Genomic DNA, 24,094 nt, shown 5'->3' with positions numbered 1-24,094 from the left:
CCAAGGCAGCCAGGCGCTAAAGCATATTCAATTAACGATTAGAAAGGCTCACATGAACGTAAACTGCCCCACCTGTAAAAAATCCGTTGAATGGACAGAAGCCAGCCCCTGGCGCCCATTCTGCTCAGAGCGCTGCAAGTTGATCGATTTTGGTGCTTGGGCCAATGAGGAATACCGGGTGCCGGCAGAAACGGCGTCACCCGACGATCTTGACCAGGGCGGCGAAACAACACGCCACTGAATCGCTCAGATAAGCTATCGCGTTTCTATCTACCCTCTTACATGCTTGTAAGTTGTGGTACGGCAGGTAGCCCGTTACCATTCGCACCTATTACTCGCACCGCAATCCAGAAGGTAAAAGAATGAAAGTATCCCGTATTTCCATGTTGGCTCTGTCTCTGTTCGCTGCTCCAGTGCTGGCAGCCGATATGGATCTGAGCCTGACTAACGATTCCGTGAAAGGGCAGGTTAACTTTTTCGGAAATAATAACGATATTCAGCTGGGTGCCGGTTATACCTACCACGAAGGCAGCCGCCATATTGGCAACGTGGATTTTCACGCCCAGGGCCGCACTGCACTGGGTAACCTGCCTACAACCGCAGGTATCGGATTACGCGCAATCGGCTGGGATGACGACCGCCTTGATGGTGGCGCAGTAGGCCTGGGTGGTTTTGCCACCGTGAACATTCCTGATGCTCCTGGCCTGTCGTTCACCGGTGGTTTGCACTACGCTCCGCGAATTCTTTCATTTGGTGACTCGGAAGAGATGACCAGTCTGGAGCTGCGTGCCAACTACCGTGTTATCCGCAACGCGGAGCTGTTTGCCGGTTACCGCTACCTTAATACCGAGCTGGACGCGCCATACCGAGGCGACATCAACCTGGACGAAGGCGTTCTGGTTGGCATGAAGATCTTCTTCTAAAGCTATCCCGCTATCTGCAACAGGCACCTGTCCCCGGGCGCCTGTTTCGTGCCCCCCCTCACGCTTTCCCTTCCACTGCACTGCTACACTGATTATCGGCGTTTTCGATGTCACAGATATCGCCAACAACTCCAATACAGCTAAAGCATGGGCAGCCAGATATGCGACTGACACTGGGAATTCTTCTTGTTTCGACGGTGACGCTAATAGCCGCCTGCGGCGGTGAGTCTGCAATAGATGGAGCCCGTAACAAGCCAAATTCCTTTGCTGCTGTGAAAAACCCGGCAAATGATTTCAGCCCGGGCAGTACCGGTGATTCAAACAACAACAGCGGGCTCAACTATGGTGAAGTCCGCATCACTATGGAGCTTCCCGGTAACCTCGCGCCAGATGGCGAGCCAACGCGGCGCAATCTGCGTATTGTTCAGCCGGATAGTGTTCGCGCGTACCAAATAGACAGAAACCTCAAGTATATTGGCTCCACGGCATATAGCACTCGCAAAGATGATGAAGGCTACACGATTATCAAGTTCGAGAACGGGCAACCCTTGTCACCAGACGTTGTCATCGAAGCCCGGTATGGCGACACCACTCTGCGATCCCTGGCAGCCGATGACGATCGTGATATCAAGGTTAATCCTTTCTCAGAGTACCTGCTGCTCAACACGCTTCCAAACTACTCCCCCGGGGAATTCCAGCGCCTCCTGGACTGTGCGGATGATGCCAGCGACACTTTGTGTCTGAATAAACTCGTATGGCCGGCTCTGGCAGACCAGGTGCACGATTTTGAAATTGACATTCCAACCGGTGCCAGCATCGCAGGCGCACTGAACCTGCTATCCCAACGAGCAGACTTTGTCAGTTACATAAACTCAGCGGCGAACTATCCGCTTCTGGATGATCAATCTGTAAGTGAGATTTCAGCAAGCTCAGCAGACTACAACTCGGTCTTCTTGGGTATGGAGTTGGGGCAAACATTTCTGGAAAGCAGCCTGGCAGGATCTGGCCAGTGGGGCATTCGCATGGGACGGGAAGAACCTACCAGCTCCCAAACCTATAGTTACCCGGGATCAACACTGGCAAGCCTCGATTTTATTGGTATCAAAGTCACTTCTCTTGCCGCGCAAATTCCGTATGACAGAAAAACACTGATCCATCAGAAAGGCAATGCGTTCTTTGAGCGCGGGCCTGAGACTTGGGACCTGAATACTCATTCGGCCTCCCCCGGCGGAGCCACATTGGACAGCGATACTCGATTGCTGGCCATTCGCGCGCTTTATCAAAGCATCACCGGCCGCGACAGTTCCAGGGTCATTGGCTGGACTCGTAACCCCTACTATATGAACGCGTATATCGGCGCGGCCAACGGCACCAACACCGGCCCTGATCGCGCGTTAGCTGGCTATTTCAGCGCTGGCAAAGCCATCAAACTCGAATCTGAACAAGGTAAGCTGGCGCGAAAGGATGAGCTGGAGGCCCACTATGTTTCAGCACTTGAACTTAACCTTCTGAGGAAAGAAGGTTTTGACGCAAGCATTCTGAACAATCGTGATTACAACATGCTCTACCTGGCGACCCGATTTTCAGCAGGCTCCGCGTCACCACTGCAGATTGAATCGGGAACTGGCTCTTGGCAGGTTACCGCAGGCTCAGATATCAGCACCATTGCTCAATTTCAGAGCTATACCACACTGAACCGTGACAGCTCCGGCGGGGTATCGGTAGGCAGTACAGGCAGCCGCGCTGACAACTGGACCCTCAGCTCCCGCACTGCTCGCCTAAGCACCGGAGACAAGAACATCGGCCGGCTTAATCTCGATGTTAACAATCCTGCGGGTGCCTTTGGCCAACCAGATCTGGGTGTGGGTGCCAGCGTGCCGGATGGCTCTTTACTGGCGTTTAATCTGGTTAACGCCGCTTCATCCGGGGGCGCTGTTATTGGCGACGGCCTGCTCATTGCGGCTGAGAAAACCCCTACCGCTGCCCCAACCTCAGGTCGTTACAGGGTTCAAGGTTTTATCATGGGCATGGAGAATGACTTCAACAGGCTGATTCATCTGGATAATGGCACCCTGGAGCTTTCTGGCAGCACTGCAAGCCTGAGCAGCAATACCTTTGAAGTACTGCACTCCGTGGACAGCGAAACTATCTCAACACCGGCAGCTGTCCAACTGACTACGCCCCTGCTGACCTATGCCGATGGTGGTAACGGGCAAGTGAGTTTCAGCGCAGGAGGCCTGTCTCTCAAAGGCTTTGTAACGGCCGATCAGAACCAGTTTTTCTTGCTGTATCAAAGCAATCTCAACGGAGAAGAGCGTCGCGGCCTCCTGCTCGCAACCAAGTTGCCATGAACCGACGGATAACCCTGCTCGTACAACCTGTTATAATTGTGCACACATAGCTCGATGCGTATACGCTTAACGGGCATAAAAACAGATTGTGACGAGAGGTTTTATGTTTCCCGCAATGCGCTCTCTAATGCTGGCTATTCCCATGATGGCTTTTGCCATCGCGGGAGGTATGCACTCCCCCCCGGACACTTCAGTCAGTAGTGACAATTCTGGCTCCGAACCTGCACTCAGTTCGCTCCCCCCCCTGCCTGAGTGGGCACGCGCAGATCTACCGGACTTTTCCGGCTATAGTGATACCACTGAAAAGAAAGTCGCTTTCTTTTCATTTCTCTATCCTCGTATAGTACTTGCCAATTCCCGCATCCTCATTGAACGGGATTATCTCGATAACCTCTCCCAGAAGAATGTCTTGTCCAAAAAGGAACATGCCTGGCTCGCAGCCCAGGCTATGCGGTTACGCGTGGACGAAGAGCCCGGCAGCCCTGAGCAATTTGCCCTGCTCAGAAAGCGTCTGGATGTTATCCCGCCTTCCCTGATTCTCGCACAGGCTGCCAATGAATCCGCTTGGGGCACTTCACGCTTTGCTTTGCGCGGTAATAATCTGTTTGGCCAGTGGTGCTTTTCCAAAGGCTGCGGCCTTGTGCCACTGAGTCGCGCTGAGGGCGCCAACCATGAGGTGGCAACCTTCGCCTCGCCCTACCATTCGGTTCGGGCTTATATCCAGAACCTGAACCGACATGGGAGCTACAAAGGGCTTCGTGACACCCGCCTTGATGACCGGGAAGCGGGCGATCCTCTCTCAGGGCTTGCCCTTGCCCGAGGGCTCATCAGTTATTCCGAACGTGGCGAGGAATATGTTGATGAAATACGCTCGATGATCCGTTATAACAATCTAGAGTTTTACGATAGCGAATTCCGTAAAATTCTGAGCGACCGCAGCCCATCGCACCTGAAGGTTCTTGCCTCAGCAAGCACCGAGAAAACATTACTGCCCGGCCAAGGCACTGGCTTGTCGGCCGAGGGCTAAACACCACGAACCTTCTGACAAACAGAGACGTTTCCGAATGTTTTATTTTCTACCTGCGCCGCTAAAGGGAACCTTGGCGGCTCTTCTTGTAGTGCTGAGCACTCTTATACTTTTCCCCTTCCTGATGCTGTTTGCACTACTGAAACTGGTGCTTCCCATAACCCCCATTCGTAAGGGCTGCACGGTCGTTCTCAACACCATTGCCCGGGTTTGGATTGGCTTCAACAATCTGGTGATGGATAGTCTGCACAAGATTGAGTGGGATATACGGGGCGCGCAGCATCTCAGCCAGAAACACTGGTACTTTGTTACCTGCAACCACCAGAGTTGGGCCGATATACCGGCCATTCAGTACGTGCTCAATAGCAGGATTCCACTTCTCAAGTTCTTTTTGAAAAAAGAGCTTATTTGGGTGCCGCTGCTGGGCATTGCCTGGTGGGCATTGGACTTCCCGTTCATGCACAGGCACACGAAAGAGCAAATTGCCAAGAATCCTGAACTGAAGGGGAAAGATATTGCGGCTACTGAGGCAGCGTGCGAGAAGTTCCGTTATACACCGGTAACCATTTTCAATTTTATGGAAGGCACCCGTTTTACGCCTGCCAAGCATGAACGCCAGAATTCTCCCTACAAGCACCTTCTCAAACCCCGTGCTGGCGGCACAGCCTTTGTTCTGGGCGCCATGGGTGAAATGCTGCATACCATGCTGGATGTAACAATCGTGTACCCGGGCACCGGTGAGCAGCGCATCGGTATTTGGGATTACCTGTCCGGGCGCATCGAACGAATCATCATTGATATCAGGATTCGGGAGATTCCACCACAGTTTCTCGGAATGGATTATGAGGGCAATCGGGAAACCCGGGTGGAGTTTCAGCGCTGGGTAAGTGAACTATGGGCCGAAAAAGATGCCCTTATCGAAACCCTGAAAAATGAAAAGCATAGCGGCATCTGAGCCGCTATGCAGCAAGCACATTACAGCAAACCCAACTCCCGGGCGCGAACTGTTGCCTGGGTGCGGGAGCGAACTTCCAGCTTGGCGTTTATGCGGCGGGCGTGAGTTTTCACGGTGTGCAGAGAGATATGCAGCTTGTCTGCAATCTCCTGATTCGATAACCCCTTGGCAATCAGCTCCAGCACCACCTGCTCCCGATCGCTGATAGGCTCGGCAAGCGAAGCAGGCAGCTCAATCCCGGATATACCAAACAGACGTCCTAACGCATCCCGAAAGGGAGAGCTTGGCAACTGCCCATATGCCTTTGCCATCAACTCACTCAGCTCCAGCTTTAGCTCTGCAAACGGGCTTATAAAGTGCTCTTTTTCGGCTTCGGACACCACATTCGCTATTATTTTTTGTGCGGCAGCCGGGCCCTTGTCTTCACTGATCAAAATGGCTTCCAGCAACCGCATATGGAGATCAACCCCCCAAGGAATGGCCTCTTCATAACGCTTGCGGGTGCTTGCAAGCGTTTCACGAGCCCTTACCGTTTCGCCCCGGGCAAGATCCAGGCGCACCTGCAAACAATCGAGTAGCCCTGGCATCATGGGGAAGAGTTCCGGCACACAGCCAGCATCCCGGTATGGCTGCAATCTCGCGAGAGCCTGAGCGACACTATCCAGTTGATTCTGAGCCAGCCAGCAACTGGCTTTGAGGGCTTCGAGCACTGGCACGTAGAGAGACTCATCCACATGCCAGGCATGCATAGTTCGCTCAGCACGCCCTATCCATACGAAAGCATCTTCCAATCGATCTTGAGACCGGCACATCAACACTCGTATGGCCATTGCCAATAGCAAGCCAAGATCCCGTGACTGCTCAGCATGGCGACCACAAGTTACCAACAGGCGATCCGCTTCCGCATCACGTCCTTGGTGCCAGAGCACCAGCACCAGGTTCAACTGCAGCCTTGTTTCACCGATCCGCGCAGGGCGAGCCTGCTCCTGAATAACCGTGTCCAGGCCGGTTCGAAGCAACTGCTCAGCATGTTTGAGCGCGCCCTTTCCAAGCTCAATTCGGGCATGGGCATATACTGAGAGAGCCTCTGAACCCGGGTCGCCGGCCTCCCTCGCCAGGCGAGATGCTGCCCGGTTCGCCTCCCTCGCTTCCGGGAATCGTCCAGATGCGCACAGCGCACTGGCCCGAACCATTTGTGTGACCAACTGTCCCTGAGGTGACAACTCTCCACCAGACAAGGCCCTGTCGGCCATCTCCAGAGCTGGAGCAACCTGCCCTTCCCCACGCAGAATAAACGCCCTGAGCGCACAGATCCGTGCCTCATATTCCTGACTACTCTGCGCCTCCATACCGTCGAGCAGCGACCTCGCCTGCCTGAACTGACCACCAATGGCATGCACCCAGCTATACACTATCCTTAGCCGCGCGCTGCGCTCAAGAAGGGGCGCTGGAAGGCTCTTACGTAAACGTAGCAATGAGGCAGTATCCTGCCCAAGTAGAAGAGCTTCAGAACCTTCAGAGGCGATCCGGATAATCTCTTCTACATCTCCGGCCAACAATGAGTATTTCAACGCCTCGGGAAACTGATTACGAGAGCTAAACCACTGGCTGGCGGCCAGCATTCTGTCGGTATAGCCCGCCATCACCGGGGCTTTCAGCCATTCCATCAATAATGGGTTGATTCGATACCAGCGCCCCCAACCCGACATGATCTTTACCGGGAGGCCGCGTTCACACGCCTCGGATGGAAGCAGCAGTCCGCCCGGAATAAGTGGCTCCAAGGCCAAAAGCAATTCGTCTGAGCACAGCCCCAGTTCTGAAATCGCCCTTAACGATCTCAACTGGCCATGCGACAAACTGCCCAGCACGGACTCCTTCAAAAAACGTTCTACACCCGGCGTCTCAGAAACCGAGTGTCTCTCTGAACTATGCAGGATATCCCGGCGATAGAGGGCAAGAGGTGTGGGCCAACCTTCCGTCAAGTCATATAGATGATCAATGGCCACACTGGTCAGCTGTTGATCGCTCAATATTTCCTTGAAAAACTCAAAGGTTTCACTTCGGCTGAATTCGAGCTTTTCCGCTCCGATACGAGTGAAACGGTTTTCAAGTTCCAGCGGGTGCGTTTCATAAGGCAAGGCCTGCCGTGAAAGCATAACCACCGAATAATTTGACGGGATATCAGCCACCAACTGCTGAAGCAGGGCAATAACGGCAGGGTTCGTAATCTGGTGCAAACCATCAAGAACGAGCACAAAGCGCTTCTGTTCTGGTGCTTTTTTGAGCGCTAAAAGCATTAAGGCGAGAACGTCAGGAAAGGTAGTGCTCCCCTGCAGGCCACTTTCGCAAGATTCGGGTATATCCAGCGCCACAGACAACAAGCCCAGAAAACGGGTCGGCGCGTTGTCCTGACTATTCAGCTGCAACCAACGAACGTTTTCCTCTGGAATGCCCGCAGCTTGAATGCCCATCGCAACCGTATGGGATTTGCCATAGCCACATGGGGCGTCAACAAAAAGCACGCCACGGGATGTTAATGCATCGGAAACCAGTGCCGCGAGATTCGGACGTGCCAAAGAGTGCGCCGGCACAACCGGTGCCTGCAGTCTCTGCCTGAGCAAATCCCGTACAAGCTCACCTCGCTGAAGCCCGCTGTTTGCAGACTGGAACTCGTCATTGGCTGCATAGCCGTCATTAAATGATTTCAAACGCTGCCCCGGATACGCCTTTAGTGTTATACGGAGGTTAAACCAATTGAGGGGCTGGCTGCAAAGTTTTGACGTTAAAGACATCTATCTGGCGGCAGTTTTTGAACGCAAAAACAAAAACGGCGGGCCAAAGGCCCGCCGTTTATGAACAATCTACACCTACCCTTTAGGTACCTGCACGACGCAGTGCCGCGGGCGTGTAATCTCTGGACTGGCGCTGTACGCCAAACTGGTATGGGTTAGTCTCCTCGTTTGTCAGACCGTTGACCAGATAGCGGCCGGACAGAAGATCATAGAGGGTTTCGACTGCATACCAGGGAACAGCTTTGTCGTAAAACTGCATGGAGTGAGCTTCTGCGACTCGCCAGAGCTCCCCACGACCATCGTAATGGTCGACAACCACAGCCTGCCAGGTATCTTCATCAATGTAGAGGTCACGCTGAGCATAGATGTGGCGCTCGCCCTCTTTCAATGTGGCTTTTACATGCCAAACCCGGTGAAGTTCGTAACGTGTCAGCTCCTGGTTGATATGACCCGGCTTGATGATCTGGTCATACGTGAGATTGCGATCAACCAGTTTGTAGGAGTTATACGGGATGTACATTTCCTTTTTACCGACCAACTCCCAGTTGTAACGATCAGGAGCACCGTTGAACATATCGAAGTTATCCGATGTCCGCATGCCATCTGCCGCTGTACCTGGTCCGTCGTAAGCTACCTGAGGTGCACGGCGAACGCGGCGCTGTCCTGCGTTGTATACCCATGCGCGACGTGGCTCAGCTACCTGATCGAGAGTTTCGTGAACCAGAAGTACGTTGCCGGCCAACCGGGCTGGCCCGGTGATTGCCTGCTTGAAGTAGAACAGCACGTTAGCATCTTTGTCAGGGGCGTAATCTGACAAATGGGTACGCCAGGTCAGTTCGTCCTGAAACTTTACGATAGAGTAGGCGCCATTAACGGTAGGCGTAGCCTGCCCGACGTTACGCTGCACCGAGCCACCACGATAGCGGGTGATATGGTTCCAGTATACTTCCAGGCCATTCTGCGGAATCGGAAACGGCGTTGCGTTCTGATACTCACCCAGACCGTTGCCGTCTTTGATCAGTTCCGACCGAGTCGCATTTTCGATAGTCTCATCCATGATTGCTTTTGGATAAGCAGCAGTACGGTGCGTTTCGTATACCGGAAGCACGTAATCCGGATATTGTTTAATCATCGCAACCTGCCCGGGAGACAGTTTGTCAGCGTATTCCGCGACGTTGCTCTGATTAATGGTGAACTTTGGTTTTTCGTCAGGGAACGGGTTTACATAAATTCCGTCGCCTTTATAGCCTGCTGGTGGGGTGGTAAGACCGCCGTCCCACGCTGGAATTTCACCACCATTACCTGCTTGCTCAGCGCCCATAGGCGTCAGAGAGTCACCCAGCTTGGCTGCTTCCCCTGCAGAAACCGCACCCCAAGCCTGACCAGCAACGAGACTCGCCGCCAGTACACCTGTGGCCAGTAATTTCTTGTTTAGTTTCATTTAAATTACCTCGTTAAACGAATTTTTGACGGTTCAGAATGAGTAGGAAACGCTGGCACTCACGAAATCCCGATCAGTCAACTCGTTATACGGCTTGCCACCGAAAAAGTTTGTGTAACCGATTTCACCGGTAATCTTGTTTTGGTATACAGCTTCAACAGACAGACCAATAGCCTTGTTGCCTTCATTAAAGCTACCGCCAGGCGAAGGGGCGTAGCCCTTCACGTCGTGGCTCCACGCCAACTGTGGTGACAGGTTGATACCGGCAAAGACGTTCGGGTAGCTCCAAACCAGACGGGAACGGTAGCCCCAGGAGAAGTCGGTTGTGAACCCGTCGTTATTACAATAGTTAGTATTGATGTTTTCAGCAGGACCACCTTCGCCCTTACAAATATCACCTGTGGATAAAGGTAGCGTACCAATACCGAAGGTGCCCGAACGGCCGTACCGCGCCTCATCATAGCTTGGAAGGTCGTGCACATAGGTGGCACCGAATTCAGCAATCAAAGACATTCGGCTGGCACCCATAATCTGGTCAAAGAACTTGATCAGCGTGAACTGTGCCTGAGATACGCCAAAGCGATCGTTACCGGACACTTTCATTCCTGGAGTCAGCGTTCCCAGCTCCTCGCGGCGCTGATCTTCCAGCTTGCCCAGAACCTCTCCGTTCGGCCCACGCTTCTGCAAGCCAGCGTAAATCAGCTCAAAGGCGTTCCACTGCAGCGGCATATTATCGCGGTAGGAATATTCAGCACCAAGCGACCAGCCACCCGGGGTGTTGGTGTTGATACTGATACCATAAAGGTCAATGTTTTCCGGGTACTCAATAAAGTACGACGGGAATGGGCTGTTACCATCATTTACAGTTCCGCTTACGTATGGGAGGCGGCTGTTGTACTTGATGTAATAAAAGCCGAGCTCAGAGTCGTTCAGCGCCGGGACATACCAGCGCATGGCAATACCGAACTGATCTTTTGAGTCCGCTTCTTCGTCACCCAGGCGTGGCGCAATAAAACCCTGAGCATAGGCTTGGGAATCAGGCAGCTGACCTGCAAGTAGCACCGGGCCACAACCATCAGATGTAAAGTCGTTGGTAGAGAAGAAAGTGCCGCAGTCATCCGGGCGAACAGGCGCCCAATCTGTCTGTATGAAAGTCTCCAGAGTGATGTTCTCTGTGATACCGGCAGACATGTAGAACATTTCAACAGGCAGGAGAGCATCTTTCAGCTCAGAGCCGGGCGCACGAAATGCGGGCACGTCAATGGGGTTGATGGTGTTGATACCGCCCTGGATAAAGGTACTCTCACCCCAGCTCACTACCTGCTTACCGTAACGCACACTCAGGGGAACATCGCCAAGGTACCAGTTGGTAAACACGTACGCATCGAGAAGCTCACCGCCCGATGCGTTGCCTTTTGCTGCACTGTTGAGTTCGCGTCGCTGCCCCACGTAGTCGGTCGCACGCCCCTCATCCTTCAACTCGAAATCATACCAGTAACGAGCACGCACCAAGCCACCGACACGGGTCAGATATTGGCTATCAACGGCGTAATCAAGGAACAGCTCACTGTTTCCTTTTACGATCTTGGAGTAGGTGTCGCCCTTCTCAAAGTTCAGGTTGCCATCATCATAGTTGTTCGTTGATGCACCTATGTTCTCGTTCGCTCCACCAGGCGCGTAACTTGGACCAAGGTTACCCTGGGCAATCAGCCGCACGTCCCGATCTTGGGTACGCCAACCGACACCAGCAGATAGTGTGGTGTTAATCTGGGCTTCCACATCCCCAACATAGAACGAGTAAGCAGATGCCTGGCCCGAAAAGCCGGCTGCAACTGCCACGGCAAGCGGTAATTTTGTCCAACGCTGCCATTGGTGTGTTTTTCTTGTCATTGGAAGGCTACTCCATTGTTGTTCTGAGTCGCTGCTCTGATTATTGGTATTCACGATGTATTGGAGGCTTCATGCACAGTGCTCGTGATGTAAGCACTATAGCTAACGCTGTCCAGTGCTTTGATCAGTCAAAAGTATGATTTTGCTCTTACTACCTGCTCACCGCCCCGATCGGCGCCGGGTTTACTCGCACGCCTTCACTATAGACAACATTCGTAGATGCAACCACTTTGCTTTTGATGGATTTTCGCTGGTCTAGGGCTTATGCGGAGCTTCGAGATATTCCTGTGACTGCATTTCCAGAAGACGGGATTCCGTTCGCTCAAACTCAAAGCTCAGTCGGCCACCGGAGTAGAGTTCGGTAATGGGGGCAGCTGCAGAAATGATGACTTTCACGTTGCGGTCATAGAACTCGTCAATCATGTTCACAAAACGCCGGGACTGATCATCTTTGTCACCCCCAAGCACAGGTACATTGCTCACGATGATGGCGTGAAACTGACGCGCCATTTCTATGTAATCATTCTGGCTGCGCGGGCCGTCGCACACATCTTTGAAATCAAACCAGACCACATCGTCAGCATGAGCCTGCGCGGGGATTTTACGGCCGTTGATCTCCATGGATTTACTGTGCTTGCCCGCCTCTACCGCCAGTGCATCAAAGCTCTTACGCAAGCTGGCATCTGCCTCTTCACCCAGGGGTGAGTGGTAGAGCTCCGCCTGCTCCAGAGTCCGCAAACGATAATCCACACCGCCGTCGACGTTCACCACATCAGTATATTTATTCACAAGCGCTATAGCAGGAAGAAAGCGGGCTCTCTGCAAGCCGTCTTTGTAGAGGCCATCGGGCACTATGTTGGAGGTGCACACCAGAGTAACGCCCCGCTTGAACAGGCCGTCCATTAGCGTCGCCAGGATCATTGCATCGCCGATATCAGAAACAAAAAACTCATCAAAACAGATTACGCGGGTTTCATTGGCGAACTTTTTTGCAACCAGATCCAGTGGATTTTTCTCGCCTTTGAAGTTTTTCAGCTCTTGGTGAACTCGCTGCATAAAGCGGTGAAAATGCACTCGCATCTTACGCTGGAATGGCAACGACTCAAAAAAGGTGTCCATCAGGTAGGTTTTACCACGGCCAACGCCACCCCAAAAATATAGCCCCTTAACGGGCTCCTCCCGGCCTTTTTTCAACTTGCGCCGCAATTTTGTTACCGCTTTGCCACGTTCGCTTTCCGCTTCCACCAGTTTATCGTAGAGTAACTGAAGACGTTGAACCGCATCCGCCTGCGCCGCGTCCTTTAAAAACTCCGGGCGCTCAAGATCCGCTTGGTAACGCTGCCATGGTGTCTGGTTTGCGGTGACTAAAGAAGGCGTAGAGGCTGTCATCAGGAAATCCCGGGGTCAGATCGTTGATTTTGGGCGGCGTATTATCGCGCATCTGCGTTTTTTTCGCCACGCGGAAGACCCGCCGGGCAATACGACGATTGGCGCAGTATTCAGGCATGGGCTGATGAAGCTGCGGGCGCTATACTGCCCTCTATGGATTTGCTCATTTTTAAGGCAACAGGACGAGATATCATATGACAAACCTGATTCTGGCAGCGATTGCCGCATTGATTGTTGGCATTGTCATCGGAGCGATTTTTGGCCGCTCGGGGCAAGGTTCCACGCTTCGGCAGCGCCGTGCTGAGCAGCAGGCCGAAGAAGTGCGTAACGAGTACACTCGCTACCAGGCACAGGTGAACGAGCATTTTATGGAGTCAGCTCACTTGCTACGCCGCTTTAACGATGCCTACCGTGATGTAAACCAGCACATGGCCCGCGGAGCCAACCGCCTGTGTAACGATGAAGAGTGGATGGCTGAACTGGCGGAGGAAACCTCTCGCAAGCGCCTCGAGGAAGTCAGCGAAGATGGTGCTGAGCCTCCCAGGGATTACGCGCCAAAGACATCCGGAACCTTGTCTGAAGACTTCGGGCTCAAGAAGGGTGGCAAGTCGGCAGAGGCTTGATTTCGCCTGCTGCCGCTAATAGTTTGCTCCGCTTTGTTATACCGGATTATCGCAATCAATGAAGCGGTGCTTGATCCCGAATTCTTTTTCTAGTGCCGCCCCCAGTGCTTTGACACCATATCTCTCTGTTGCATGGTGGCCGGCGGCGTAATAGTGAATACCACACTCCCGAGCCGTGTGCGTAGTCGGCTCGGAGATTTCACCACTGATGTAGGCATCGAGGCCTGCATCAATTGCTATGTTGATGAATTCTTGCGCAGCACCTGTACACCACCCTACCCGTTTGATTTCTGCTTTGCCGTTACCGACTCGCAGGGGTTCCCGGTGTAGCGCTCTTGCGATGTGCTGGCTGAATTTTTCCGGGCTCATTGGCTCATTGAGCTCACCTTCCCAAACCAGACCGTTTAACGGCCTTGGGTTTTCAATACCGAGGATATCCGCTAACTGTCGGTTGTTGCCGTATTCCGGATGGTCGTCCAATGGGAGGTGGTAGGCCAGCAGGTTGATGTCGTTATCCAGAAGGCGCTTCAGGCGTTCACGCTTCATGCCCCGGATGGCTTGATCTTCACCTTTCCAGAAGTAGCCGTGGTGAACAATCAACATATCTGCGTTTGCGGCTATGGCGGCTTCGATGAGATCGCGAGAGGCAGTAACGCCAGTGACGATGGTGCTGATCTCACTTTTGCCTTCGACCTGCAGGCCGTTGGGGCAGTAGTCCTGGAATTCGTTTGGCTTCAGCCATTCGTTGAGCTTGGCGAGAATGCTGTCACGGGTTGCCATGCTTTATCCTCATTTGGTTTAGGCACTGGAGTTTCCGGCTGGCAGAGTGAGGGGGAGTTCCGGGAACCGCTACGAGCACATCCATGTGCGCTTGTCTCCGGCCGTCCTTGGCCTACGACATTCCCGGAACTCCCCCTCACTCTGCCAGCCTTGATCAGACTTCAGTCATTTACAGAGATTTAAGGCCGGCAATTAGCGCATCATTTTGCTCGGGAGTACCAATGGTAATTCGCAAAAACTCGCTGATTCTAGGCTTGTTGAAATGACGAACGATTATTCCCTTCTCTCTCAATTCTTTTGCCAAGCTTCCGCCGGATCTTTCTTTGTGGCGGGCAAAAACGAAGTTGGCCTTGGAGGGCAAAACTTCAAAATCCAGGCTTTCCAAACTCTTGGTTACGCGCTCCCGCTCAGAGATAACACCCTCGCAGGACTTCTGGAACCACTCATGATCTTCATAAGCAGCTTGTGCTCCCGCCTGTGCCAGCCTGTCTAGTGGGTAGCTGTTAAAGCTGTCTTTAACGCGATTAAGTGCGTCAATCAAGTCCGGATGGCCGATGGCAAAGCCTACCCGCAAACCAGCCAAAGAGCGGGCTTTGGAGAGGGTTTGACAAACCAGCAGGTTGGGATACTGATTCACAAATTTGATGGCAGATTCGCCGCCAAAGTCCACATAGGCTTCATCAACTACAACAACACGTTCGGAGTTAGCCTGAAGGATGGCCTCCACATGCTCCAACCCAAGGTAACGGCCAGTAGGCGCGTTGGGGTTGGGGAAGATGATTCCACCGTTAGGCTGTTTGTAGTCTTCCGGGTTGATTTCAAAGCTGTCTGTCAGGGGTACTGTTTTGCCTTCGATGTTGTAAAGGCCACAGTACACGGGGTAGAAGCTGTAAGTTACATCCGGGAAGAGCACGGGCTGGCCGTGCTGGAACAGTGCGTAGAATATGTGGGCCAGGACTTCATCGGAGCCATTGCCTAAAAAGACTTGCTCGGGCTTTACGTTGTGATAGCCGGCGATGGTCTGGCGCAGGCTTTCGCCTTCGGGATCCGGGTATAGGCGCAGGCTGTCATTGAGTTCAGATTGGATGGCCTCAATTACCTTTGGCGATGGGCCAAATGGGTTTTCGTTGGTATTCAGTTTTACCAGGTTGGCCATTTTGGGTTGTTCGCCTGGTACATAAGGAACCAGGCTCTTGACCAGGGGGCTCCAGAATTTACTCATTTTTTTGCTCCAATGGAGACGGCAGCTGGGACAGCATTTGCTCCGGGAACCGCTACGAGCACATCCATGTGCGCTTGTCTCCGGCCGTCCATGGCCTCCGACATTCCCGGAGCAAATACTGTCCCAACTGCCTGCAGATTAAGGTGATATATTCATGCATTTCGGGTCATTTTGAAACTGACCAAAACTAATCGTTCTTAATCCGATACTCAGCTGAGCGTGCATGGGCAGTAAGCCCCTCGCCTCTAGCCAACACCGACGCGACTCGCCCCATCCGGTCGGCGCCCTTGGCGCTGAAACCGATGATGGATGAACGCTTCTGGAAGTCGTAAACACCCAGCGGCGAGGAGAACCTGGCGGTGCCACTTGTCGGTAATACGTGGTTCGGCCCAGCGCAGTAATCGCCCAGAGCTTCGGCGGTGTATCGGCCCATGAAGATAGCGCCGGCGTGGCGGATTTCTTCCAGCAGGGCTTCCGGGTTTTCTACGGATAGCTCCAGGTGTTCAGGCGCTATGCGGTTGGAGACTTTTGCGGCTTCGCTCAGGTCTGCAACGTGAATCAGCGCTGCGCGGTCAGTCATGGAGGTGCGGATGATGTCGGCGCGCTCCATAGTGGGGAGCAGCTTGTTGATGCTGGTTTCTACAGCGTTGAGGAAGTCTGCGTCCGGGCTGATCAGTATGGACTGGGCTTGTTCGTCGTGTTCGGCCTGGGAGAACAAATCCATGGCGATCCAGTCGGGATCGGTTTTGCCGTCGCAAATCACGAGGATTTCCGAGGGGCCCGCGATCATGTCGATGCCGACGGTGCCGAAGACTTCGCGTTTAGCCGTGGCTACGTATATGTTGCCGGGGCCAACGATTTTGTCGACCGCCGGGATGGTTTCCGTGCCGTAGGCCAGCGCGCCAACGGCTTGAGCGCCACCCACCGTAAATACACGGTCAACGCCTGCTATCGCCGCAGCAGCCAGCACCAGATCATTCACCACGCCATCCGGGGTAGGCACTACCATGATAACTTCTGCTACGCCCGCTACTTTCGCGGGAATGGCGTTCATCAGCACGGAAGACGGATAGGCAGCCTTGCCACCAGGCACATATAACCCGGCGCGATCCAATGGCGTAACCTTCTGGCCCAGCACCGTGCCGTCTTCGTCCTGATACTGCCAGGACTTCTGATCCTGACGCTCGTGGTAATCCCGAACACGATCAGCTGCTTGCTGCAATGCCACGCGTTGATCTTCTGGAATTGTTTTCAAGGCTTGCCGTAAACGAGCCTGACTCATTTCCAGCTCTGCAACGCTAGCAACATTCAGCCGATCAAACTTCTCCGTAAACTCAAGAACAGCCTTGTCACCACGGGTTTTAACCTCATGCAGGATGTGACGTACCGACTCGTTCACCTGATGATCAACACTGTCGTCCCATGCCAAAAGCGTGGCCAACTGACTGTCAAAGTCTGACTGGGAAGCGTTCAATCGTTTGATGTTAACGGTCATTTCTCAAATCCTGCTTTGGATTATGAACTTTATCTGCGTTTTTCGACGGCGGCGGCCATCTTTTCAATAATGGGGTTAATTTGCTGGTGCTTCATTTTCATGGAAGCTCGGTTAACCACGAGCCTTGTGCTGATGTGATCAATCAGTTCGCGGGCTTCCAGACCATTGGCCTTCAAGGTATTACCCGTGTCCACAATATCGACGATCTCATCTGCCAGCCCGAGAATCGGCGCCAACTCCATCGCACCGTAAAGCTTGATGATATCGGCTTGTCGACCTTGCGTAGCGTAATACCGACGGGCCATGTTGACGAACTTGGTCGCTACACGGATACGCCCTACCGGCGGCTTTTCGCCTTTGGGCCCTGCGGTCATCAGCCGGCAACGGGCAATATTCAAATCCAGAGGCTCGTAGAGCCCTCCGCCGCCATGCTCCATCAGCACATCTTTCCCTGTCACACCCAAATCAGCACCACCGTACTGCACATAGGTAGGCACATCGGTGGCGCGGAGAATGAGCACACGCACATCCGGATCTGTGGTGGGGAACACCAGTTTCCGGGATTTCTTGATATCGTCAATCAGCTCAATCCCGGCTTCTGCCAGCAGTGGCAGGGTTTCTTCCAGGATTCGCCCCTTCGACAGGGCGATGGTGATGGAATCTGTCATGCGTCCTTCCGGTTTCCCGTTTATGTCTGTCACGCTGGCAAGCGGCGGATGCTGGCGCCGAGCAGTTGCAGCTTCTCTTCAATGCACTCGTACCCGCGATCAATATGGTAGATACGATCAATAATCGTATCTCCCTCTGCCATCAAGCCTGCGATAACAAGGCTGGCAGAGGCTCGCAAGTCCGTTGCCATAACCGGAGCACCCGTCAGGTGATCAACGCCTTTTATAATCGCGGCATTGCCTTCCAGCGTGATGTCAGCACCCATGCGGGTCAGTTCCTGCAGGTGCATGAAGCGATTCTCGAACACCGTCTCGATGATGGTACCCGTGCCTTCTGACACTGCGTTCATAGCGGCAAACTGAGCCTGCATATCGGTCGGAAAAGCCGGGTAAGGCGCTGTGCGAATATTAACCGCCTTCGGGCGCTTGCCTTTCATGTCCAGCTCGATCCAATCGGGGCCGGAGGTGATGTAGGCGCCAGCTTCTTCCAGCTTGAGCAGTACTGCGTCCAACAAATCTGCACGAGTATCTTTCAGCTTCACCCGGCCGCCGGTGGCTGCCGCTGCTACCAGATAGGTTCCGGTTTCGATACGGTCTGGCAGTACGTTGTAGTGGCAACCATGCAGGCGCTCAACGCCTTCAATTTCAATGGTTGAAGTGCCGTGCCCGGTGATTTTCGCACCCATGGCAATAAGACACTCCGCCAGGTCAACCACTTCCGGTTCGCGAGCCGCATTTTCGAGGATGGTTTTGCCATCTGCGAGGGTTGCGGCCATCAACAGGTTTTCGGTGCCGGTTACCGTCACCACGTCCATGAAGATGTGTGCGCCTTTTAGACGACCATTCGTTTTCGCACGAATGTAGCCATTCTCAACCTTTATATCCGCGCCCATTTGTTCGAGGCCCTGAATATGCAGGTTTACCGGGCGGCTACCAATGGCACAGCCGCCTGGCAGAGACACTTCCGCTTCACCAAAGTGCGCGACCAATGGCCCCAGCACCAAAATGGAGGCGCGCATGGTTTTAACAAGCTCATAAGGCGCATGAAAATGCTTGATGGTATTGGCGTGAATCTCCACGCTCATCTTCTCATCAATCATCAAATCCACACCCATGCGGCCTAGCAGCTCGATCATGGTAGTCACGTCATGCAGATGCGGCAGGTTACCAACGGTAACCGGCTCATCTGCCAGCAGGGTTGCGGCAAGAATAGGAAGCGCAGCGTTTTTGGCGCCGGAGATCCGGATCTCGCCGTCCAGAGGCTTACGGCCCCGGATTAGAAGTTTGTCCACAATAGTAATCCTGTTGTGTGCGAGAGGCTCAGCCTTTGCGCGCAGCCCATTCAGCCGGGGTAAAGGGTTTCGGGTGAAGAGCGTGAATAGTGCCATCCATAATTTGTTGGAATAGCGCTTTATTGATCAGCTGCTGCCGCTTGATGCTCGACAGGCCTTCAAAAACGTCACCTATAACGACCACCATATAATGGTTACCGTCGATCTGTACCTGCACCTCACAACCGGGCAGTGCTTCTTCGACCAACTTGGTGACTTCGGTGGCGTCCATAGTAATTCCTCAGGTATTTATGAAATCAGGGGCGCGATTGTAACCAATCTGCGAGGCTGCTCAAAGCGGCAAGAGACACGAGGCGGTCGGGAGCTCCGGTATACGTCAAAGAAACCCCCTGTTTTTCTGCCAGCCTGCTCCAGCAAAGTAGCATGGAGAGAATAACGCTGTGAGTAGTGGATAAGCCCGAAAGGTCCACCACCACGCTATCTCTGACGCCAACAATCAATCCCTCGCCTTCAGCCCGAAGGGCGGCAACATTGTGGGCATCAATCGCGCCGGAGACAAACAGCGCGCCTGCCTCCAGCCGAACTGCCGGTGTTTCCGGGCTCATGATTTATTCACTTCATCTTCCAGGTTGAGGGATTTCACCGCATCGCTCCAACCATCAATAACAATCTCGACCTGTCCGCGATTGGCTTCCATTTCCTGGGTAAAGCGGTCACGGAAGGAAAGGCCGATATTAACTCCTTCAACGATCACGTTTTCCATCATCCAGTTGCTGCCTTCGTCCTTGCGGTACATGGAATAGGTAACTGAATGGCGGTTGCCTGAAGCGGTAATCACTTCCATGGCCACAGACGCCCGGTTGTCGTCCCCGGGGTTAATCGTAGCGCCCCGCACCTTGATCTCGAAGTTGTCAGCGCTCATCAGCGCCTGCGCGTAGCTATCAAACAGGCTGCGCTTGAATTTGACCACAAACTCGTTCCGCTGCTCAGGCGTTGCCTGTCGCGCATAACGCCCCATTACCCGGGCTGCGATCCGACGGAAGTCCACGAAGTCTTCCAGCGCATCGTCCATATTCTGATAAAAAGCTTCAGGATCACGCTCATAGAGACCCCGCTCAGAGGTCAGCTTTCTCACTAACTTCTGCGTGTTTTCATCGACATATTGCTGCAAGTCGTCTTCCGGGCCCGCCTGAACCGATGCCACACAAAGCGCCATCAGTGTAAAGGCGAGAAAAAATCGCTGTGTTAACGCAATCATCGGGCTTCTCCTGCTCTGTCTCTCATCTGGATTATTTGCCAGATGCAAAATTGCTGATCAGCCGTTCAATATTCATGGCCGACTGGGTGGAATAGAAGGTATCACCCGGCTGAAGTGACTCCATATCACCACCGATAGATATATCAATATACTGCTCACCCAGCAGTCCGGATGTGCGTATTACTGCTGCGCTATCGGCCGGGATATTGTTCACGTCGCCATGGATGGACATGGCCACCCGCGCCTGGAAGGTTTCCTTGTTCAGGGTGATCGAATCAATGCTTCCAACGGTTACACCCGCCATGGAAACCCTACCGCGGGGCGTAATACCGCCGGTGTCGTTAAAATCCGCGTATATGGTGTAGGTGCTTTTGGCAGATTTGGGGGACAGCCCACTTACCTGAAGTGCCAGAAACAGCAGCGCTGCCAATCCAGCCAGCATAAACAGGCCAACTGTGATGTCCGTTGTTCTTTGTGTCATTACCGGCTCCCGGTGTTATCTCGTCAATCGTTGATCAGAAGTTGCCGAACATTACGGCAGTCAGCACAAAATCCAGCCCCAGAACAGCCAGCGAAGAGTAGACCACGGTTTTGGTGGTAGCTGAGCTGATTCCTGCAGATGTGGGCACACAATCATAACCTTGGTAAACCGCAATCCAGGCGCATACAAAACCGAAAACAACGCTTTTGATGATGCCATTCACTACGTCGTCCCAGAAATCGACAGACGCCTGCATGTTGCCCCAGTAGGAGCCTTCAAAAACACCAAGCCACTCAACGCCTACCAGCATTCCACCCCAGATACCCACCATGGAAAAGATGATAGCCAGTACCGGCATAGCGATAAAACCAGCCCAGAGCCGGGGGGCAATTACCCGTCGCAAGGGGTCTACGCCCATCATTTCCATGCTGGAAAGCTGCTCTGTTGCCTTCATCAGGCCAATTTCAGCGGTCAGCGCCGAACCGGCACGCCCGGCAAACAGCAACGCAGTTACTACAGGCCCGAGTTCACGTACCAAGGTAAGCGCAATCATCTGGCCGATGGCGGCTTCGGAGCCAAAATCACTGAGTATGGTATAACCCTGCAGGCCCAGCACCATACCGATAAACAAACCAGAAACCACTATGATCGCAAGCGACAGCACACCAACAGAGTACAGCTGCTTCATCAATAGAGGAAAGCCGGTTATCGGGCGCGGAACGCCTGACAGCACCCCCGCCAGAAAACGACCAGCGCGACCTATGGAAACAACAAGGTCTGTCCCACTGCGCCCGAAGGAAGCAATTCTGTCGATCAAGAGACACCTCCTGCAAGCCCGAAATCTTCAGTTGCCGCTGAAGATGGGTAATGGAATGGCACAGGGCCATCCGGATGCCCATTCAAAAACTGTTGTACCTGCTCAGACGGGTGATCCTGCAATTCGGAGGGCGTGCCAGCCCCAATCACTTTACCGTCTGCAATAATGCATGCGTAATGACAAATGCTCAGGGACTCCTGAACATCATGGGACACAAGGACACTGGTGAGCCCCATGGAGCTGTTCAGATCACGAATCAGTTTCACCAGAACGCCCATGCCGATAGGGTCTTGCCCGGCGAAGGGCTCGTCATACATGATAAGCTCCGGGTCCAGAGCAATACTGCGAGCAAGAGCCACGCGCCTATTCATACCGCCGGAAAGCTCAGAGGGCATGAGCTTGCGGGCGCCGCGCAGGCCAACTGCCTCCAGTTTCATCAACACTATGTCGTTAATCATGTCTTCCGGCAGTTTGGTGTGCACTCGCATAGGGAACGCCACGTTCTCGTAGACACTCAAATCAGTAAACAGCGCACCACTCTGGAACAGCATGCCCATTTTTTCCCGGAACTTGTAAAGCTCCTTCCGGCGAAGCTCACCGATCGGTTGGCCATCTACAATAATGCTGCCTGAATCCGGCCGGAGCTGGCCACCAACCAAGCGAAGCAATGTGGTTTTACCACTGCCACTAGGCCCCATAACAGCGGTGATTTTCCCCCGGGGAATCTCCACGGACACACCATTAAAAATGCGGCGATCAGAACGCGAAAACACAACGTCCTTCAATGTAATGTACGAGTCCAACCCCATATTCCTTACCTTTCAGCCCATAGCTTTTAGCCTTCACCCCGCAGCCTAAGCTCTCAACGCCTGACCGTTATGCCTTCAGGGAGCGGCTACATTATGTCAAGGAGCCCTCAAGCTCAATCAATGGTTCCCAAAATGAATTGATAGCAATGATCAGTTTTACTGACCAGTCGGTTTAACTTACGGTAACCAGACTGATCAGCTCGCGGGAAATGTTATACTCCGCTAATCTGATCGCACCCTTCTATTTTCACATAGATAGCACCAAGTCTTTTCATACGAACAATGCCAACGAAAAAGCAGGTTTTTAGCCCGATGACTGAAAAGAGAACATACGATTTCCGTACTCCCGCACTTCAGGCTATCCGAATAGAAAGAGATGCCATCAGCGCTCTTGAACACCGCATTGATGATCACTTTATACGTGCCTGCGAAGTCATCATGGCCTGCAAAGGCCGGGTAGTCGTAACCGGCATGGGCAAATCGGGCCACATAGGCCACAAGATCGCAGCCACCCTGGCAAGCACCGGAACACCCTCGTTTTTTGTTCACCCGGGCGAAGCCAGCCACGGCGATATGGGCATGATTACCAGCCAGGACGTGGTTATTGCCATTTCAAACAGCGGCAATACCAGCGAAGTGGTTACCATTTTGCCTTTGATCAAACGCATGGGCGCCCCCCTGATCAGCATGACGGGAAACCCCGCATCTACCCTCGCAAAAGAAGCCGTCGCAAATCTGGATGTCAGCGTTGAGACAGAAGCTTGCCCACTCGGTTTGGCACCCACTTCCAGCACAACCGCAACACTGGTCATGGGCGATGCACTAGCCGTTGCCTTGCTGGAGGCGCGGGGCTTCAGCGCAGAAGATTTTGCATTCTCCCACCCCGGCGGCAGCCTTGGCCGCAAGCTGCTGCTCAGGGTGTCTGACATAATGCACACCGGCGATCGTATACCCATCGTCGATGAAGACACGACATTGAGCGGAGCCTTGCTTGAAATTTCCCGTAAGGGACTTGGCATGACCACAGTGGTGAATCCCAATGGCACCATGACGGGCATTTTCACCGATGGGGACCTGCGCCGCACTTTGGATAAATCTATAGATGTACACGTCACCCCTATTCGAGACGTGATGACACGCAACGGCAGAACCATCCAGCCAGACCAACTGGCGGCAGAAGCGCTTAACGTGATGGAAGGCCTTAAAATCAGTGCCCTGCCGGTAACCGATGCAGACGGCGCCCTGGTTGGTGCAATCAATATGCATGACCTTCTTCGCGCTGGCGTGATCTAAAGAACAAATTAAAGGCATCATGATGGACGAACTGAAAAGCCCACTGCAAAAACTCTGGCCGGAATCCCTGCTGAGGAAAGCTGCAGGCATCAAGCTCGTTGCCCTGGATGTTGATGGCATCATGAGTGATGGCAAAATCTACTTCAGCGCAAACGGTGATGAACTCAAAGGGTTCAATATTCTCGATGGGCTGGGGCTGAAGCAACTGATGGCCGCGGGAATCACCGTAGCCGTCATTACCGGTCGCAGTTCGCCACTGACCGAAAAGCGCATGAACGACCTGAAAATCACGTACCTGATGCAGGGCCGGGAAGACAAGAAAATCGCGCTGCAGGAGCTGGTCAGCACTCTGGGCATCGCGCCGGAAAACATTGCCTATATGGGCGACGACTTACCAGATTTGCCCGCCATTCGCTACGCAGGCCTCGGCGTTACGGTGCCCAATGGGTACTGGCTGGTTAAGGAGCACGCGGATTACTGCACACACGCGACAGGAGGCAGTGGCGCTGTGCGGGAATTGTGTGACCTCCTGCTGACAGCCGGGGGGCACCTGAACGCTACACTGACGCCTTACCTGGAGTCATAAAA

At 53.4% G+C, this 24,094-nt stretch carries 23 protein-coding genes; 8 read left to right on the top strand and 15 right to left on the bottom strand.

The annotated features are described in order from the left end of the window. Nucleotides 1-52 precede the first annotated feature (52 nt). The 5 genes from yacG (at nucleotide 53) to FFI61_RS02270 (ending at nucleotide 5,256) form a co-directional block, all read left to right on the top strand. On the top strand, nucleotides 53-241 hold the full coding sequence (yacG, locus tag FFI61_RS02290; protein ID WP_200202489.1) for a DNA gyrase inhibitor YacG: 189 nt from the start codon (nucleotides 53-55) through the stop codon (nucleotides 239-241). 121 nt (nucleotides 242-362) lie between these two features. Then, nucleotides 363-923, top strand: a complete 561-nt coding sequence (locus FFI61_RS02285) for a YfaZ family outer membrane protein (RefSeq protein ID WP_200202490.1) — start codon at nucleotides 363-365, stop codon at nucleotides 921-923. Nucleotides 924-1,030: 107 nt separating this feature from the next. Continuing rightward, complete coding sequence (locus tag FFI61_RS02280; RefSeq protein WP_227714553.1) at nucleotides 1,031-3,274, top strand: hypothetical protein; 2,244 nt, start codon at nucleotides 1,031-1,033, stop codon at nucleotides 3,272-3,274. A gap of 103 nt (nucleotides 3,275-3,377) precedes the next feature. Beyond that, nucleotides 3,378-4,301 (top strand): glucosaminidase domain-containing protein, encoded by a 924-nt coding sequence (locus FFI61_RS02275; RefSeq protein ID WP_200369112.1) that lies wholly within the window; start codon nucleotides 3,378-3,380, stop codon nucleotides 4,299-4,301. A 37-nt stretch (nucleotides 4,302-4,338) separates the two neighbouring features. After that, nucleotides 4,339-5,256, top strand: a complete 918-nt coding sequence (locus FFI61_RS02270; protein WP_200369111.1) for an acyltransferase — start codon at nucleotides 4,339-4,341, stop codon at nucleotides 5,254-5,256. 20 nt (nucleotides 5,257-5,276) lie between these two features. Here FFI61_RS02270 and FFI61_RS02265 read toward each other — a convergent pair whose 3' ends face one another. The 4 genes from FFI61_RS02265 to zapE form a co-directional block, all read right to left on the bottom strand. Beyond that, a complete protein-coding gene (locus tag FFI61_RS02265) occupies nucleotides 5,277-7,964 on the bottom strand; it encodes a LuxR C-terminal-related transcriptional regulator (protein WP_200202494.1) in 2,688 nt (895 codons plus the stop codon). Nucleotides 7,965-8,130: 166 nt separating this feature from the next. After that, nucleotides 8,131-9,489 carry a DUF1329 domain-containing protein gene (locus tag FFI61_RS02260; RefSeq protein WP_200369110.1) on the bottom strand — a complete coding sequence of 453 codons (1,359 nt, stop codon included), beginning with the start codon at nucleotides 9,487-9,489 and terminating at the stop codon, nucleotides 8,131-8,133. 33 nt (nucleotides 9,490-9,522) lie between these two features. Next, the gene (locus FFI61_RS02255; RefSeq protein WP_200369109.1) at nucleotides 9,523-11,379 is read right to left on the bottom strand and encodes a DUF1302 domain-containing protein; all 1,857 of its coding nucleotides are present in this window, start codon (nucleotides 11,377-11,379) and stop codon (nucleotides 9,523-9,525) included. Between the two features lie 255 nt (nucleotides 11,380-11,634). Then, a complete protein-coding gene (zapE, locus tag FFI61_RS02250) occupies nucleotides 11,635-12,768 on the bottom strand; it encodes a cell division protein ZapE (protein ID WP_200369108.1) in 1,134 nt (377 codons plus the stop codon). A gap of 194 nt (nucleotides 12,769-12,962) precedes the next feature. Here zapE and FFI61_RS02245 point away from each other — a divergent pair, with 194 nt between their 5' ends. Next, nucleotides 12,963-13,391: a YhcB family protein gene (locus FFI61_RS02245; RefSeq protein ID WP_200202498.1), complete on the top strand. Its 429-nt coding sequence runs from the start codon at nucleotides 12,963-12,965 to the stop codon at nucleotides 13,389-13,391. Between the two features lie 36 nt (nucleotides 13,392-13,427). Here FFI61_RS02245 and FFI61_RS02240 read toward each other — a convergent pair whose 3' ends face one another. The 11 genes from FFI61_RS02240 to FFI61_RS02190 all read right to left on the bottom strand — a co-directional run bounded on the left by FFI61_RS02240 (nucleotide 13,428) and on the right by FFI61_RS02190 (nucleotide 22,213). Next, the gene (locus FFI61_RS02240; protein ID WP_200369107.1) at nucleotides 13,428-14,171 is read right to left on the bottom strand and encodes a Nif3-like dinuclear metal center hexameric protein; all 744 of its coding nucleotides are present in this window, start codon (nucleotides 14,169-14,171) and stop codon (nucleotides 13,428-13,430) included. A gap of 169 nt (nucleotides 14,172-14,340) precedes the next feature. Beyond that, nucleotides 14,341-15,393, bottom strand: coding sequence for a histidinol-phosphate transaminase (gene hisC / locus FFI61_RS02235; RefSeq protein ID WP_200369106.1), 1,053 nt, complete (start codon nucleotides 15,391-15,393; stop codon nucleotides 14,341-14,343). A gap of 187 nt (nucleotides 15,394-15,580) precedes the next feature. Next, entirely contained in the window at nucleotides 15,581-16,888 is a 1,308-nt protein-coding gene (hisD, locus tag FFI61_RS02230; protein WP_200369105.1) for a histidinol dehydrogenase, read from the bottom strand. 29 nt (nucleotides 16,889-16,917) lie between these two features. Continuing rightward, entirely contained in the window at nucleotides 16,918-17,556 is a 639-nt protein-coding gene (gene hisG, locus FFI61_RS02225; protein ID WP_200202502.1) for an ATP phosphoribosyltransferase, read from the bottom strand. Between the two features lie 29 nt (nucleotides 17,557-17,585). Then, a complete protein-coding gene (gene murA / locus FFI61_RS02220) occupies nucleotides 17,586-18,848 on the bottom strand; it encodes a UDP-N-acetylglucosamine 1-carboxyvinyltransferase (RefSeq protein WP_200369104.1) in 1,263 nt (420 codons plus the stop codon). Between the two features lie 28 nt (nucleotides 18,849-18,876). Beyond that, nucleotides 18,877-19,119, bottom strand: coding sequence for a BolA family protein (locus FFI61_RS02215; protein WP_200202504.1), 243 nt, complete (start codon nucleotides 19,117-19,119; stop codon nucleotides 18,877-18,879). A 25-nt stretch (nucleotides 19,120-19,144) separates the two neighbouring features. Further along, complete coding sequence (locus tag FFI61_RS02210; RefSeq protein WP_200369103.1) at nucleotides 19,145-19,453, bottom strand: lipid asymmetry maintenance protein MlaB; 309 nt, start codon at nucleotides 19,451-19,453, stop codon at nucleotides 19,145-19,147. Next, a complete protein-coding gene (locus tag FFI61_RS02205; protein WP_200369102.1) occupies nucleotides 19,450-20,106 on the bottom strand; it encodes a phospholipid-binding protein MlaC in 657 nt (218 codons plus the stop codon). Before FFI61_RS02205 ends, FFI61_RS02210 begins: the two co-directional genes overlap by 4 nt. A gap of 31 nt (nucleotides 20,107-20,137) precedes the next feature. Next, nucleotides 20,138-20,587, bottom strand: coding sequence for an outer membrane lipid asymmetry maintenance protein MlaD (mlaD, locus tag FFI61_RS02200; RefSeq protein ID WP_200202507.1), 450 nt, complete (start codon nucleotides 20,585-20,587; stop codon nucleotides 20,138-20,140). A gap of 34 nt (nucleotides 20,588-20,621) precedes the next feature. After that, nucleotides 20,622-21,404: a lipid asymmetry maintenance ABC transporter permease subunit MlaE gene (mlaE, locus tag FFI61_RS02195; RefSeq protein ID WP_200369101.1), complete on the bottom strand. Its 783-nt coding sequence runs from the start codon at nucleotides 21,402-21,404 to the stop codon at nucleotides 20,622-20,624. Then, nucleotides 21,401-22,213, bottom strand: coding sequence for an ABC transporter ATP-binding protein (locus tag FFI61_RS02190; RefSeq protein WP_200202509.1), 813 nt, complete (start codon nucleotides 22,211-22,213; stop codon nucleotides 21,401-21,403). Before FFI61_RS02190 ends, mlaE begins: the two co-directional genes overlap by 4 nt. Before the next feature lie 312 nt (nucleotides 22,214-22,525). Between FFI61_RS02190 and FFI61_RS02185 the strand changes: the two genes are divergently transcribed. Then, complete coding sequence (locus FFI61_RS02185) at nucleotides 22,526-23,506, top strand: KpsF/GutQ family sugar-phosphate isomerase (protein ID WP_200369100.1); 981 nt, start codon at nucleotides 22,526-22,528, stop codon at nucleotides 23,504-23,506. A gap of 22 nt (nucleotides 23,507-23,528) precedes the next feature. After that, on the top strand, nucleotides 23,529-24,092 hold the full coding sequence (locus tag FFI61_RS02180; RefSeq protein ID WP_200369099.1) for a KdsC family phosphatase: 564 nt from the start codon (nucleotides 23,529-23,531) through the stop codon (nucleotides 24,090-24,092). The last annotated feature ends 2 nt before the right edge of the window (nucleotides 24,093-24,094 follow it).

This window comes from Marinobacter sp. DY40_1A1, from assembly GCF_016597815.1.
Lineage (GTDB): Bacteria > Pseudomonadota > Gammaproteobacteria > Pseudomonadales > Oleiphilaceae > Marinobacter > Marinobacter xiaoshiensis.
Note: the sequence above shows the minus strand (reverse complement) of the source record. Positions and strands in the feature narration are given on the sequence as shown.

Excerpts from the sequence above, each read along its gene's own strand:
- yacG (WP_200202489.1), top strand. The coding sequence starts at position 53 with ATGAACGTAAACTGCCCCACCTGTAAAAAATCCGTTGAATGGACAGAA.
- FFI61_RS02285 (WP_200202490.1), top strand. The coding sequence starts at position 363 with ATGAAAGTATCCCGTATTTCCATGTTGGCTCTGTCTCTGTTCGCTGCT.
- FFI61_RS02280 (WP_227714553.1), top strand. The coding sequence starts at position 1,031 with ATGTCACAGATATCGCCAACAACTCCAATACAGCTAAAGCATGGGCAG.
- FFI61_RS02275 (WP_200369112.1), top strand. The coding sequence starts at position 3,378 with ATGTTTCCCGCAATGCGCTCTCTAATGCTGGCTATTCCCATGATGGCT.
- FFI61_RS02270 (WP_200369111.1), top strand. The coding sequence starts at position 4,339 with ATGTTTTATTTTCTACCTGCGCCGCTAAAGGGAACCTTGGCGGCTCTT.
- FFI61_RS02260 (WP_200369110.1), bottom strand. The coding sequence starts at position 9,489 with ATGAAACTAAACAAGAAATTACTGGCCACAGGTGTACTGGCGGCGAGT.
- FFI61_RS02255 (WP_200369109.1), bottom strand. The coding sequence starts at position 11,379 with ATGACAAGAAAAACACACCAATGGCAGCGTTGGACAAAATTACCGCTT.
- zapE (WP_200369108.1), bottom strand. The coding sequence starts at position 12,768 with ATGACAGCCTCTACGCCTTCTTTAGTCACCGCAAACCAGACACCATGG.
- FFI61_RS02245 (WP_200202498.1), top strand. The coding sequence starts at position 12,963 with ATGACAAACCTGATTCTGGCAGCGATTGCCGCATTGATTGTTGGCATT.
- FFI61_RS02240 (WP_200369107.1), bottom strand. The coding sequence starts at position 14,171 with ATGGCAACCCGTGACAGCATTCTCGCCAAGCTCAACGAATGGCTGAAG.
- hisC (WP_200369106.1), bottom strand. The coding sequence starts at position 15,393 with ATGAGTAAATTCTGGAGCCCCCTGGTCAAGAGCCTGGTTCCTTATGTA.
- hisD (WP_200369105.1), bottom strand. The coding sequence starts at position 16,888 with ATGACCGTTAACATCAAACGATTGAACGCTTCCCAGTCAGACTTTGAC.
- hisG (WP_200202502.1), bottom strand. The coding sequence starts at position 17,556 with ATGACAGATTCCATCACCATCGCCCTGTCGAAGGGGCGAATCCTGGAA.
- FFI61_RS02215 (WP_200202504.1), bottom strand. The coding sequence starts at position 19,119 with ATGGACGCCACCGAAGTCACCAAGTTGGTCGAAGAAGCACTGCCCGGT.
- FFI61_RS02210 (WP_200369103.1), bottom strand. The coding sequence starts at position 19,453 with ATGAGCCCGGAAACACCGGCAGTTCGGCTGGAGGCAGGCGCGCTGTTT.
- FFI61_RS02205 (WP_200369102.1), bottom strand. The coding sequence starts at position 20,106 with ATGATTGCGTTAACACAGCGATTTTTTCTCGCCTTTACACTGATGGCG.
- mlaD (WP_200202507.1), bottom strand. The coding sequence starts at position 20,587 with ATGACACAAAGAACAACGGACATCACAGTTGGCCTGTTTATGCTGGCT.
- FFI61_RS02190 (WP_200202509.1), bottom strand. The coding sequence starts at position 22,213 with ATGGGGTTGGACTCGTACATTACATTGAAGGACGTTGTGTTTTCGCGT.
- FFI61_RS02185 (WP_200369100.1), top strand. The coding sequence starts at position 22,526 with ATGACTGAAAAGAGAACATACGATTTCCGTACTCCCGCACTTCAGGCT.
- FFI61_RS02180 (WP_200369099.1), top strand. The coding sequence starts at position 23,529 with ATGGACGAACTGAAAAGCCCACTGCAAAAACTCTGGCCGGAATCCCTG.